This is a genomic window from Lysinibacillus sp. JK80 (assembly GCF_027557635.1).
Lineage (GTDB): Bacteria > Bacillota > Bacilli > Bacillales_A > Planococcaceae > Lysinibacillus > Lysinibacillus capsici.
In genome coordinates this window covers 2,605,198-2,619,369 of record NZ_CP058997.1, presented here as the reverse complement: position 1 = coordinate 2,619,369, position 14,172 = coordinate 2,605,198, and the positions used below count along the sequence as shown (strand labels likewise).

Annotated in this window: 12 protein-coding genes and 1 pseudogene; 10 read left to right on the top strand and 3 right to left on the bottom strand. The window is 30.3% G+C overall.

Translation table 11 applies throughout. The features are described from left to right. The gene (locus HXV90_RS13325; protein ID WP_269897401.1) at positions 1-696 is read left to right on the top strand and encodes a 4'-phosphopantetheinyl transferase family protein; all 696 of its coding nucleotides are present in this window, start codon (positions 1-3) and stop codon (positions 694-696) included. Between the two features lie 109 nt (positions 697-805). After that, complete coding sequence (locus HXV90_RS13320) at positions 806-1,465, top strand: DUF2306 domain-containing protein (protein WP_269897400.1); 660 nt, start codon at positions 806-808, stop codon at positions 1,463-1,465. Between the two features lie 252 nt (positions 1,466-1,717). Here HXV90_RS13320 and HXV90_RS13315 read toward each other — a convergent pair. Beyond that, positions 1,718-3,595 (bottom strand): annotated as a pseudogene (locus tag HXV90_RS13315) (DNA topoisomerase III); the annotation flags it as partial. 102 nt (positions 3,596-3,697) lie between these two features. Between HXV90_RS13315 and HXV90_RS13310 the strand changes: the two are divergent. The 6 genes from HXV90_RS13310 to HXV90_RS13285 all read left to right on the top strand — a co-directional run bounded on the left by HXV90_RS13310 (position 3,698) and on the right by HXV90_RS13285 (position 9,687). Beyond that, positions 3,698-4,912, top strand: coding sequence for a site-specific integrase (locus tag HXV90_RS13310; protein WP_269897399.1), 1,215 nt, complete (start codon positions 3,698-3,700; stop codon positions 4,910-4,912). Positions 4,913-4,914: 2 nt separating this feature from the next. Further along, positions 4,915-5,415 (top strand): helix-turn-helix domain-containing protein, encoded by a 501-nt coding sequence (locus HXV90_RS13305; protein ID WP_269897398.1) that lies wholly within the window; start codon positions 4,915-4,917, stop codon positions 5,413-5,415. A gap of 236 nt (positions 5,416-5,651) precedes the next feature. Beyond that, entirely contained in the window at positions 5,652-7,337 is a 1,686-nt protein-coding gene (locus HXV90_RS13300) for a hypothetical protein (protein WP_269897397.1), read from the top strand. A gap of 19 nt (positions 7,338-7,356) precedes the next feature. Next, positions 7,357-7,773 (top strand): hypothetical protein, encoded by a 417-nt coding sequence (locus HXV90_RS13295; protein WP_269897396.1) that lies wholly within the window; start codon positions 7,357-7,359, stop codon positions 7,771-7,773. Between the two features lie 200 nt (positions 7,774-7,973). Beyond that, entirely contained in the window at positions 7,974-8,993 is a 1,020-nt protein-coding gene (locus HXV90_RS13290; RefSeq protein ID WP_269897395.1) for a tyrosine-type recombinase/integrase, read from the top strand. Then, positions 8,983-9,687, top strand: a complete 705-nt coding sequence (locus HXV90_RS13285; protein ID WP_269897394.1) for a hypothetical protein — start codon at positions 8,983-8,985, stop codon at positions 9,685-9,687. Before HXV90_RS13290 ends, HXV90_RS13285 begins: the two co-directional genes overlap by 11 nt. Before the next feature lie 237 nt (positions 9,688-9,924). Here the strand turns inward: HXV90_RS13285 and HXV90_RS13280 are convergent, their stop codons facing one another. Then, positions 9,925-10,494, bottom strand: a complete 570-nt coding sequence (locus HXV90_RS13280; RefSeq protein WP_269897393.1) for a hypothetical protein — start codon at positions 10,492-10,494, stop codon at positions 9,925-9,927. A 305-nt stretch (positions 10,495-10,799) separates the two neighbouring features. On the opposite strand from HXV90_RS13280, the gene HXV90_RS13275 reads away from it, so the two are divergent. Then, entirely contained in the window at positions 10,800-11,225 is a 426-nt protein-coding gene (locus HXV90_RS13275) for a hypothetical protein (protein WP_259419743.1), read from the top strand. Positions 11,226-11,352: 127 nt separating this feature from the next. Here HXV90_RS13275 and HXV90_RS13270 read toward each other — a convergent pair whose 3' ends face one another. Further along, positions 11,353-11,910: a carbon monoxide dehydrogenase gene (locus tag HXV90_RS13270; protein ID WP_259419744.1), complete on the bottom strand. Its 558-nt coding sequence runs from the start codon at positions 11,908-11,910 to the stop codon at positions 11,353-11,355. Positions 11,911-12,481: 571 nt separating this feature from the next. Between HXV90_RS13270 and HXV90_RS13265 the strand changes: the two genes are divergently transcribed. Beyond that, on the top strand, positions 12,482-13,828 hold the full coding sequence (locus HXV90_RS13265; RefSeq protein WP_269897392.1) for a M1 family metallopeptidase: 1,347 nt from the start codon (positions 12,482-12,484) through the stop codon (positions 13,826-13,828). The last annotated feature ends 344 nt before the right edge of the window (positions 13,829-14,172 follow it).

Sequence of the window (14,172 nt, the reverse complement as noted above, 5' to 3'; positions counted from 1 at the left end):
ATGAGTATTGATTTATATCTAGTAAAAGTAATGGATTCCTTAGATGATAAAACAATAAATAGAGCTACGTGTTTTCTTCCTTTTGCCATAAAAGAGAAAATAAAATCATTTTATCATAAAGAAGATAAGGTCAGAAGCTTACTAGGGTATATGATGTTGAAAAAAATTCTAGAATATGATCAGTATTCCAATGCGATTAGTTTTACGAAATATGGAAAACCGTTTATTAGGGATCAAGAATACTTTCATTTTAATATTTCTCATTCGAGAAATTGGGTAGTATTAGCAGTTTCTAAAGAAGAGGTAGGTGTAGATGTTGAATATGTAAAGCCTGTTTGTTTAGAAACAATGGAAGGTGCTCTCACAAAGAAAGAGTATGAGAAATTAAAATCTCTTTCTAATCATGAAGCAATAAAGTATTTTTATATGATTTGGACCATAAAGGAAAGTTATTTAAAAATGATTGGCAAAGGTCTAAGTTTATCACCTAATCGTTTACAAACAAATGTTTATGCTAAAAAACCAACGATTATGTTAGATGGAAAACAACAAAATGTAAATATTCAAACCTTTCAAATTGAAAGTAGTTATCAAATTTCTCTATGCGTAAGAGAAGGGGGAAATATACAAATAGAGACATTAGATGCTAAAAAATTACTAAAGGATTTGATTAAAAAAGAGGAAAAATATAAATAAAGTTAAATGTGCAACTCTAAAAGTTTATTTTTACTAATAGTACATACAAATCGTTAGAAGTAATAAACATTATTTGGGTTATCCTAAAAGAGGAAGGTGGTCTTAATTTTTGACAGAACCTAGTAAAATAAAAATACTTTTTAAGTGGCTTGTGTTTGTATTAGGTTTTAGCATCGTCATATATGCTATTATTCAGTATGGGATTATAGGTTTGGTTAACTCTGGATTTTATTTTGTTAAAGTGTTTTATTATAAGGAGAAACTTTCTTATATATGGGATACAATGATTCTTATTCATATTATTGGGTCTTCTATTTCGTTACTGATTGGTCCCTTTTTATTTATTAAAAAGCTACGGAGAAAAAAAGTGACTGTCCATAAATACTTGGGTTACACGTATGTAGCGGGAATTCTAATTGGAGGAATATCAGGTTTCTATACAGCTTTATATTCAACAGGAGGGATTATTTCGCATTTTGGTTTTGGTATCCTCGCAATTTTATGGATTTACACAGGTTTGATGGTAACTTACTTTGCTATCAAAGGTGAGAAATACTTGCACAGAGCTTGGGCAATTAGAAGTTATAGTTTAACATTTGTAGCTGTTACATTACGTTTATGGCTTGGTTTATTTGCTCTCATATTTGGTGGTGAAGCATATGCATCCTATTATGTAGTAATTTCATGGTTATGCTGGGTCCCGAACTTAATTATAGCTTGGTTTTATACAGCTCCATTAATCAAAATGGGGAAAATATATGCTAAATAATATCTGATTAGTTTCCACGAATAATTAGGCTAATAAAGTAAAAATATAAGAGTGAATGCTTAGGCTGTTCACTCTATTTTTTCTTATTCGAGGAAGTTTTTAGATTTACCTTATAATGTTTTTAATTAAGAGGCTACAACTTTTTACATACATATACTGTTTTTGTGATTACACATTATTCAAATACACACAATTGATCATTTTGTAGATATTCGATCAATTGTGTGCTTTTGTTTAAGACAGGATATTTAATTAATCTAATTTTAATCCTTTTAATAAATCTGCAAACGCGTTATTAATTGGCTCAGCTTCTTTCTCTTGCTGTTTCAAATACTTTTGGACACTGCGTTTATCCACTTTTCCGCCGCCTTCTTTTTTGCGTCTTGCTTCAAAGGCTGATAATTTTTCGCGATAGCCACATTTACAAACGAAAATTTGACCATCACCTTCTCCGCGAAGCTCTAATTTTTTATGACATTGTGGACAACGTGCATTTGTGGTACGTGAGACATTTTTCCGATGACCACATTCGCGATCTTGGCAGACAAGCATTTTTCCTTTCTTGCCATTCACTTCAAGCATTGGTTTACCGCAATCAGGACATGATTTGGTAGAGATATTATCATGCTTATACTTTTTGTCACTACCCTTAATCTCTGTAACAATTTCCTTTGTGTAATTTTTCATCTCGCTAATAAATACATCTTTTTTTAGCTTGCCCTTTGCAATAAGTTCAAGCTTTTGCTCCCAATCTGCTGTCAGGGCAGGGGATTTTAATTCCTCTGGCACTAGGTCGAGTAGTTGACGACCTTTAGAGGTAATATAAATATCTTTGCCACCACGCTTTTCTATTAAGAAGGAATTGAAAAGCTTTTCAATAATATCTGCACGTGTAGCGACTGTGCCAAGACCGCCCGTAGATTTTAATGTATCGGCTAATTTTTTATCATTCGTTGCCATATATTTTGTTGGGTTTTCCATGGCTGATAAAAGAGTAGCTTCATTAAATCGAGCAGGTGGCTTTGTTTGACCAGAAGTTTGGGCAATAAGCTTTACTTTTAATATATCGCCCTTATCAATGCGTGGTAGTATTTGTTCCTTTACGTCATCTGCTGTGTCCTCATCATCAAAGCGATGCTCATAAACTTCCTTCCAGCCAGATGATAAAATCGTTTTTCCACGAGCAATAAAGCTTTCATCGCCAATTTTTGCACGCAGTGTTAGTTGTTCATATTCAAAAGCAGGCAGTAGAACAGCTAGGAAACGCTTTACAACAAGATCATAAATTTTACGTTCCTTATCTGTGAAAGCTGAATAATTTACATAGCCCTCTGTTGGAATAATCGCATGATGATCTGATACTTTACTATCATCGACAAAGGCCTTTGTTGGCTTGATTGGTTTAGTAAGCAGTTTATTGGCGATGGAGCGATATTCACCAATACCACAGGCCTTTAAACGTTCTGGTAGTGTAGCAACGATATCCTGTGAAATAAAGCGAGAATCCGTACGTGGATAAGTTAACACTTTATATTGCTCATAGAGTTTTTGCATGATATTCAATGTTTCTTTCGCTGAGTAGCCGAAGATTTTATTGGCATCTCGCTGCAATTCAGTTAAATCATAAAGACCAGGTGCAAATGATTTTTTAGGTTTCTTTTCAATGTCCGCAACGATGGCATTGTTATTTCCTATTTTTTTCACCAGTGTATTGATTTTATCTTTATCAAAGCTACGACTATTACCATTTTGGTCTTGCCATGTAAGCTTTAAGTTATCAGTTGTTTGCGCTTCAATACCATAATAAGTTTGTGCCTTAAAGTTTTTAATTTCATCTTCACGTGCAGCAATTATTGCTACTGTTGGTGTTTGTACACGTCCGCAATTCAACTGTGCGTTAAAGCGGGTAGTTAAAGCACGAGTAGCATTAAGCCCGATATACCAATCTGCCTCTGAGCGAGCTACAGCAGAGGCATAGAGATTATCATATGCATTGCCTGGCTTTAGATTAGCAAACCCATCTTTTATTGCCTTATCGGTAACAGAGGAAATCCATAAGCGTTTCAAAGGCTTTTTAATTTTCACTTTATCAAGTATCCAGCGTGCTACTAATTCACCTTCACGTCCAGCATATCTCCATATGAATGTACATAAATATTTTGCACATAATAAGTGTTTTATGTTATCTTAAATTATCAGATTTTTCTAAAATTAAATGGAGGAGTGATTTTATTGGGGAATGATAATTTAATATTTCTAAAGAAAGAAGATATTAAATTTATTTCAATACCTATATGGATTGATTATGTAATTTACAATGATGGAAAAATAGAAAAAAGGCAAATATGCGCGATAGGAATTAAAGGCTTAAAACTTGATATTCATTTAATTCATCCTATAACTGAATTTATTATGAGCTTTTGGCAGAATAAAGCGTTTAATACACAAAAAAAACATGCTAATAATATTGTGAAATTTTTAAACTATTTAATTAAGAATTACAAGAGCCTCAGGATTGACTCTATTTTAGATATACAATTAAATCATGGAAATATGTACTTAAATACTTTAACTGAAGAAGGATTAAAAAAAGATACTATAAAAAATGCTGAACAAACCCTATCTTATTTTTATAAATGGTTATCAGAGAACTTTAATACTCAGTTACCAAGGATAAACGTTAAGTATGGGAAATTAGGAGAATTTTTAGAGTCACCTTTTTCACCTGTTTACCCAGCAGCTACTCCGAAAAATATTGAACATACTTTTCCACCTAGCTATATACCTTTATTCTTTGAGGTTGCCATAGCTGTTGCCAAACCAATTGCATTAGGAATATATATGCAATTTTTAGGAGGGTTAAGGGTTGGTGAAGTTGTTAATTTAACAAGAAATCAAGTATTAAAAACAGTTTCTCAACATGGCATGACTTTAAAACTAATGAATAGAAACCTTCGTCCAGATTTAAAAGAAAATAGTAGCGTTAAAAAGAAACGGTTTCAACTAGTTTTTGAATTAAATAATTGGACAAACTCGTTAATAAAAGACCATTTGGCAATATATAAATCTTCAGATCCATCTAACCCTCTTTTCGTTAATGCAGCAGGAAACGCCATGTCTGTAAGAAGCTATAGGCAATATTTTGAAAAAGTAAAAAAAGCATTCATAGACCTTTTAATTAATAGCTCAGATATAGAGCAAAAAATGTTAGGGTTGCATTTAAACCAAATAAAGTGGTCTACGCATATAGGAAGAGGTACATTTTCAAACTTATTAGCTGAGTTTGCTGAAAATCCTTATGAAATAGCCCAGCCGCGTGGAGATAATGATCTTAACTCCTCGTTAGCATATATAAAGCGATCTGTTAGAATTCATGAAAAAATACAACAGAAGTTTTCTAATCTTCATGAAGTATATATACCTAGCTTAATTGAAAGAGATGATTAATTATGGAGGAATTTTTAAGCTTAAAAGAAGTCCAGAAAAAATTAGGTTATAGTAGCCCTACCAGTGTTAGGAATCTTATAGGTAAAGGTTCTTTAATAAATTCAAAAAAAGTAAAGGGGAAATGGTTAATTTCTAAAGAGGAACTAGATTCTTTTTTAGAAGGGTTAAATAACAAAGAATATTTTACTTTAAAAGAAGCTGCGGATAAATTAAATAAAGATCCTCAATATCTGGCTAGTTTATGTAAAAGGGGTGTTATTTTTCCTAATGCTAAGAAGCACTCTCGTCTATGGAAAATTCCAATTAGAGACATAACAGAGTATCAAATGCAATTAGAAGCAGATGCAAAAAAGGATTATTATACACGAAAAGATATTTCTAATCTATTGAGCGTACAAGCTGTAACAGTAACACGTTTAATTACAAATGGTAGTATATCTAATAATATAAAAAAATTAAGGGTGAATATAGAATTCCAAAAGTTGATTTTGATCTCTTTTTAAATAAACAAAGACTATATAATGAAGAATATATTTCTTTAAAAGAGGCGGCTTCAAGAATCAACAAAAACTCTACGGCTATAGCACAGCGAATAGAAAAATACTTTCCTAATGCTGTTAAAGATTTTAGAGGTATTTGGAAAGTCCCCCCTCATGACCTTGAAAACTATTTAAAAGCAAAAGAATATAACTCGAGTATAGCTTTAACAGAATTACTAATATTCATTAATGATTGTTCCATGAATTTTAAATATAAAGAAACTCTAAATTTATTTAAAGAATTTGTAAGGATTCAATTTAATAAAATGAGAGGTTCCATTTCATATATTAGAGATAGAGAAGGCACATACAAAAAGATATTTATTTATCTACAACAAAACCTTAAAAACGAAATTTATCTCTTAAAAGTTAATGAGCTGGATATATTTCTTAATGAGTCTAATACAAAGACAAATAAAGTGTTAATTCTCAGATTTACAAATTATTGTTATTCAATTAAAGGAATTAATAATGATGAGAAAATAACAATAGATTCCTCCAATAGAAAAAAAAACGACACTCTGTATTCCCCAGCTATATTCAATAAAATCTATGATTACACTAAAGAAGTTAAATTTCATAAGAATGAGGCTATTGAAAATCAAGGTTATGCGAATATGTGGGCATACACACTTCTCCTTCTAACTGATTTTATACGTGGAGCAGACTTAATACTTCAAGCACCTAATATCTATATAAAGGATTTAACTATCAAATCATTAGAAGATTTAAATTCAACTAATCTTAAGTTAAGAGAATCACATTTGGTTATTAACCAACTTTATATTCATTTTAGAAACAAAAGAGCTAGTAAAAATGAAGAATTCTTAACTTTTATAGTTTCCCCTGATTTAATTGAGCCTTTAGCCCATGCATTAGTCATCAGTGAATTACACAGACAAAAAAATAATAACCCCCTATTACTAAATACATTTGTTAGTGATTCAAAGTTTCAAACTGTATATACTAGTGGACTTCGTACTCACAAGGAGTTTTTCAAGAAATGTAAATTACCAGATGATTTTAAGTTTCATAGTCAAACAATGAATAGAAGTGTTGCAACATATTTATTTTTTAGTATTGTGGAGGAGGATTCAGAGAATTCAGATTTGGCATTAACATTAACGCAAAACAGCAGATCACATGTTGATTCTAACTCTACAGCTATTTATATCCAATTAACTAATAAAGATGGCTATATTAATCGTGTCTCTATTAATTTATTTCGGAGAGGGTACTTTGGTTGGTTATATAACTATTTAATTTTATTTGCCTTACAAGATGAGAATGTAAAACATACCTTAGAGGAACGAACAATCGCCATTGAAGAATTGAGAAAAAGGTATTCTCCTATTAAAACCGAAGAAATAGCTCAATTGTTTTTAGATTACACATCATCAGGAGATATTGAAAGATTTTTTGAAGAAAGCGAGAACGATGATTTCTCAAAGTTATTAAATGAAATATATTCAAAGTCCAACAGCGTAGTCGAAAGATTAAAAAAATATTCTAGGGATGAAATAAAAAAATTAATTGTTAAGTTAGCTAAAAATGAACTTCCTTCCAAGAATGAATTTGGTCAATGTTTAATAAGTCCAACCTGTGAATATCCACTATTGGAAGGTTGTTTTAAATGTGAATATTTTATACCACAATATTTAATTTTGATTGAACTTAAACAGAAACTTAATGAGGTTATAGATCTTATTCATTTGTCGAATAATGCAGCTATAATCCGAAAACATACTTATTTTTTAAAGCATTATCTATTTATCTGGAAAGAGGCTCGATTATCATACGGAGAAGATATCTGTAGCGCATATTTACCCAAAGACCAAATCACACATAAACTTAAAAAAGTAGCTCATAAGCTTGTAATTAACTAAATTTTGAGGTGATTTATAAGTGGAATTAAAAATAAATATATCTAATATTTCCGAAAATTTAGTCATGCAAAGAGTAAGGAAAGTCAGTGTTTTAACATTTAAAGAGAAAGAATACGAAGAAATGTTTAATAATCTATCACAAATAAACTTAATCAAAGGTAAATATAAATTACCCAAATGGAAGATATTGGACGAATTAGAAGACATGTATAAGGAATTTTCTTTTGATACAGGTGGGGATAATTTTTTACAAAACTATTTAAAATGGTATGTCTTATTAAGGTTACAATCTAAAAAAAAACCTATGACTGTGTATAACGAAATACAATCTATTAAGAATTGTATTTTGCGTAGTGATGGTTTAAAAGACAGTGTAAAATTAGAGATATTTTTAATGAGGAATATACAAAAAGTAAAAATCAAGGTGGGAATTTAGCCAGTGATTTAAAACTATTTTTAAAGTTTATCCAGATTAAAAATAAAGAAGAATTAATTAATATTTGTAAAAAATTTCCTGGCGAAAAATATTTAAATAGAGAATTACCAAATCTAAAAGATGTTCTGAAATTTGACGAAATTATCAATGAATATTTTAGAAACAATTCGATTGATAACATTTTTAGATATTTGCCAATAATGTTGTGGTGGTTAATTACAAACATTATTCCTCAGAGACCAACTGAATTCCTACTTTTGAGGAAAGACTGTTTACTTACTTCGCAAATTGATGGTGAAGATAGGTATTTCATTACGATTTATAGAATTAAGAACAACAATAACAAAGAGTCGATAGAAATTGATGAAGCAACTTATAATATTTTAAATAATATCATAAATAAAATTACTACCCAGATTCCTAACAATTCTCCTTATCTATTTAATATCGATTTTTATTATTATCGTCGTCCTCGAAAACACAATAGAAGAAAATCAAACCAGAGATTAAATAGAAGGGATTTTTATTCGATTTTGGATGACTTTTATAATGAAGTAGTTAGTGGGATATATCAGGTTAATGAGATTGAAAGAGTTAAATTTGGAGATACCAGACATTTTGCAATCATTAATATGTGTTTGCAAGGGTTTAATATGCTTTCTGTAGCAAATATGGCAGGTCATCAAAGTATTTATACACAAAATGAATATTTCTCTCATGCGAAGCATTTTGCCACATCTTATGTATATATAATGGCTCAGGAAAAATTAGGATTTTCATTTTCTAAAAACTTTTCTGGTGGATTAGTCGGCTGGAAACGCTATATGTACGATGTTGGTAAAACGATTTCTTATGAAGAATTAGATTTAGAACAAATTGTTGGACAAGTTGATTACGGTATCTGTAAAGAGTTAGAGAAAGAGTTTCCTATGAATTGTATTGAGGACTGTAGATTCTGTAATAAGTACTATTTCAAACCTGCTGTTTCAGAATTTAATGAAGGAATGGAATGGTTGGTTAATGGATCTAACCAAATGAAAATTAAAATTGAAAACGCAATTGATTTCATGAAAGATATAGTTACTAATAGTATAAATAATGACAATAAGGCTGCTCAGAATTTATTACAAACCACATCACAAAACCTTGTGAGTTACATGGATTTAAAAGCTATAGTCGACGCAAAGATATTGGAGAGTGATAAAAATCATGAGTTCTAAAGAATATAAAAAAGGACCTGGAAGACCAGAAAGTTACACTGATTCAGAGCTAAAAGAGCTAGCAGTTAAAATAAAATATAAATTTAAAGGTGTGAAAATTACTCCTTCGTTACTGGACCAAGAAACAGATATAGGTAGAAACACTTGGAGTAGAAGATTGAAAGATTTCTTACAGGAATTAAATGACCCTATTTTGCGCTCAATTCCTTTAAATGGTTCAGATGAAATTTTTCTACCTAACATAGAAATGATTTTTGAAAAACATGGAGATAATAAAATCGGTATAATAAGAGAATTATATTCTTTAGAAGAAATGATAGATACTTTATATTCTGAAGTAAAATTATTAAGAGATGAAAATAAAAAGTTAAGTAATTATAGAATTGAAGCTATCAAATACAAAAAACAATCTACAGAGCAGCTTCAAAAAGCAAAATACTACGAGGAATTATACAATAAAACAGTTGCTTCAAGTTTATATCCACATCTATATTCTAAATCTCCTCTTTTGAAAGAATTTAACATCAATAACAAGCTTATAGATGTTAAAAATAATACGGATAAACATATGATGTTTAAGAATATTAAGCTAGATGTCGATGTAGAAGAAACTTATGAAGAGAGTTTGTCTTTAGATGAAATAAATAAAAAAGAGGATGTAATGACTCTTTTAAAAGATGAATTTGATTTATAAATGTAGCATGGAAATAACGGTTTATAAACAAATATATCGATAAAAGTGCGTTTTACGGCAATTTAAAAAAACCCCTTTTGATAGAAGTTTAATCAAAAGGGATAATTATCTAACATTATTTAAGCTTCTTTTTTATAAAAAGAAAGATTTATTTTTTTGTCTTGTGATCTTCAACAATCGCGCCCGATTGTTGAAGAAAGAAATACTCTACAAAATAGTTTTTTTATCTTCAATGCCCTATTTTAAAACTGTCTCGGCTGGGGTAAATGCTTCCCATGGATTATATTTCGTTGTAATTGATGAAATAAACCAATACTCTTTAAATGGTTCTAAATTTTTCACCACGATTATAATCTTCTCCCCACCACCAAAGTCTCCATATGATGCCCATAAATCGTATTTAACGGTATATTGCATTTTTGATTCGCTGAGCTTTTCTACTTTAGTAAAACGAAAGTTACTAACCGAAGGACTTGACTGACCTGTTATCCAGTGAGTTTGCTCGAATTTACTCCTTGATTGCTTTCGAAGCGCAGGGGACAGCATCGCATATTGAACAGCACCACTTCGATTATTTACTCCTGATATCCACAATTCAACAGCTTGTTTTGGTTCGGTTACCATCAAACCAGTCATAAAAGACATTAACTGGCTTTCTAAAGGAGTGAGTTGTTTGCCTTCAGTAATCTTTTCCTCAAAGGAAGGAGGAGTATCATTCGATTTTGCTTTTACTGTTCCATAATACAAACCACAAATTAGTATACTAAATAAAACCAAAAGAAAAGGTTTACTTTTATTCAATTCCATCACCTTAAATTATATATGGGTTTAGTATATCCAGTTCAATTACAACAATCCCCATTCAAGTAAATTGCCCTTAATGAGAACGCGATCAATTACGGAAAAGCGCCCGATTGTGGAAGATCATAAGGATATTTTTTCTTAAACAAAGCAAGTTTAACTCTTTTGATTGTTTATAAAGTTTAGCTATTTACAAAATTCTTAACCATAAATATCCCTGTTAGCATTGTCCTTACGCAGTTTAAATCAATATTTCTGGAACATAATAAGTTGTGTTGAAATAAAAATAAAAAATAATTAAGGAGTGTACAATGAGAAAAATTTTATACACGTCACTAGTCTTTATTTCTTTGATTTCCATTTTTTTAAACAGTTCAATTTCTGCAAAATCTCAGACTACAGAAAACGTTGAAAATTCTTCGTATATAAAAAATAGCGATGAAGGAAAAGTTGTTTTTAGTTACAAAAGAGATTTTAAATCTTTAGCAAATTTTTTCAACCTTTCTGAGAATGAATACTTCCAAATGCGGGAAGATAAAAGCATGATTGAAATTGCTGAAATTCAAGGTATAAACAAAGATGATCTATTTTATTATTTGGTTGCTAGAAATTATGAAGCTCTGGAATCGGCGTACAATAAAGGACAAGTAGATTTACATTTTGTTATGGATTATGTTTTATATTTAAAACAAGATGTGGAGCAAGAAATGCAAGCTAAAAGAGATATTGATTTTTAATACGAAGATTAATTAGTCAACTCTACTTTAAACACTAAATAGCCATCTGTTGAGAAATCAGCCAGATGGCTATTTCATTTTATAAGGTCCCAATGATTTTCATCTAAATTATTATTTAAATTAATTATTAAATTGAGTTAGCTATTAGAACAAAAGTTTCAGGTGTTACTTTGTTGGCTACTTTATTATAAATTCCAAGTATATACTGCAAATTATTTTTTTCAAATACAAAAAAGTTAAATAGTTGATGCTCAAAATAAATGGCTTTTGCACCATCTTGAAGTGTATACTCTTTTCCATTTAAGTTCAGTTTATCTGCAAAGTCCAATTTGTTTTTTAAAGGACGAATATCAATTTTATAAATATTATTACTTAAATCTTTGTTAATAAACCTAATTTCCAGGGAATCATTCACATTATAGTTCTTATCTTCAAAGAATCTTCCATATTGATGTGTGAAAGAAATAGAAGGCAACTTTTCGGGTACCTTTACATCACATTTACAATGATTTTCAAATTCCTTAACAGCAGCTTTTACAGATTTATATCCAGCTTCAGTGTACTTTTCCTCAAAAGAGGGAGGAGTATCACTCGACTTTGCATTTTTTACTGTTCCAAAACACCACACGCAAATTAATAGACTAAATAAAACCATTAGAAGAGGAATACGTTTATCCAATTTCATCACCCTTATTTTTTATTTAGATATAGTATGTCTTGTTCATTTACAATAATTCTTTCTTCAACTATTACTATCCTGCACCTTTAGAAAGTGATAATCTTCATAGTATATTTGCTTCATAATGATTCTCTTTAAATGTGTTATTCAAGAAAATGACCCTTTCCATGAAGAAAGACGCTTTCCTATTTCAGAAAAGCGCCCGATTGTTGAAGATGTTTTTCTGTGTCCCCAAACTTTTATTTTAGAACTTTTTTTGTATCGAACCCATCTGGTGAATTTTTCGTTGTGCTTTCCACAAAAGATCTTTCATTTTCGATTTCAACAATTTCTCCTGTAATTGTGGTAGAACATCATTATCAAATCCGACATTTTGAGTAGAGAAACGTAGTAACTATTAAGTTCAAGAAATATGTATAAATTTAAAAACTTTTTAGTAAATTCATATAGTGGAGTAAATTTTTTTAGTGTTACGTAGATTGGAGGGGAAGTTATTAAGAAGAAAATAATTATTATATTTTTAGTCTTAATATGTGTATTTTTCGCAGCATGGAAGTTAAATAAACAAGATGATAACTTGGAATCGACTGTTACTAAAAAAGTGAATAGAGAAGAATTTATTTCCAAAGGAGTAAATCCTGGAAATTCCAGTGATTATGACATTAAACTAACAATGGATACTAACGGAAATTTCCAATTTGAATTAACCGGTTTAATCAAAAATCTATCTACCGATGATTGGGAACAATTAACCTTCTATTTTATACCAAATATATTTACAAAAAGTGTTTCACCAGAGCTGGAAAATCCCTCTACGGTTAATTTTCATAACATATCTATTGATGGAAAAAAAGTCGTTTACACATTAGAAAGAGATACTTTAAATATTCAACTTCCCCATAAGTTGAAACCTAATCAAGAAGTTAAAGTTTATTTTTCCTATGAACTCACCTTTCCTGAACAAGGCTTAAGATTTACAAAGAGTAATAATGGTAATTTTCATTTAGCTCAATTTTACCCAATGCTTGCAACATATAGGAACTCTCGGTGGAACAAGGAGTCTTACCGAGATAGAGGAGAGACTTACCATACTGGATTTAGTAATTTTAAATTAACATACGATATTCCGAAAGGTTTCACCTTTGTATCTTCATCTGATAAAGAAGTCTTTCCGAGTTCAAACGTTGGTTCCATTGAAGCAAAGAATATAAAAGAAATATTTGTCGCTATTTTAAAAGATCCTATACTTGTGGAAAATGATGGGGGCCCTTCCGTTAGAGTATTTGGATTTAATGAAAATAAAGAAAAACTATATCGAGAAATAGCAGATGAGGCTATAGCTGCAATAAACTATTTTGAAGAAATTATGGGGCCTTATCCTTTCAAACAATTTGATATTATAGTAGATGGAATGGGGATGGAGTATCCAGGAATAGTTACAGTTGGTTCGATTTATAATACTGGTCCTAGTAATTCTCAAGAGCTAAAAAATATGGTGATACATGAAATTGCTCATCAATGGTTTTATGGGATCGTTAGCAACGATCCTTATAGTGATGCATGGTTAGATGAAGGTTTCGCAGTATTTGCAGCGAGTTTATTCAAACTTTCCAAATTGAAAGAGACTGAAGATTATAATTCAATGTACAGACCAGATCCTAATTTAGAGTTACCAGTAAATTTACCTCTCAATCAATATGAATCCAACATGAGTTCCTATGTTTATGGAAAATCTGCCAGAAAGTTATGGGAATTATTTAAAGATAATGGAGAGGTTAAAGAAGCTGAAAAATTTTTAAAAATATATTACCATTTTTATAAATATAAAGAAATTGATACTAAAGAATTTGTGAGATTCGTAAAATACTATTTTGATTTAAAAGATGATACCCTATTTGAGGGTTGGTTAGAACTAGAAAAATAAAACCTAATAGTCAAAAGAGACGTAAAAAAGCACCCTTTAAGGCTGCAGTGAACTTTAGATAAAAGGTATCTAGAAGAGTATTCTCGATACCTTTTTTGTCATTCTTATTTTTCATCATTTAGATTACTCCTTTTAGAAGTAACGTAACGTACCCTAAATGTTCTTTACTATCCTGCTCTGTTGGTTTAAGTGAAAATCTTCAAAATTTCATTGCCTATTACGATTTTCTTTAAATGTATTACTCAAGAAAATGTCCCTATTCATGAAGAAAGACGCTCGTCATTACAGAAAAGCGCCCTTTTGTTGAAGATAGTTTTTTAACTAAATTAAAAGGAGAACCCAAA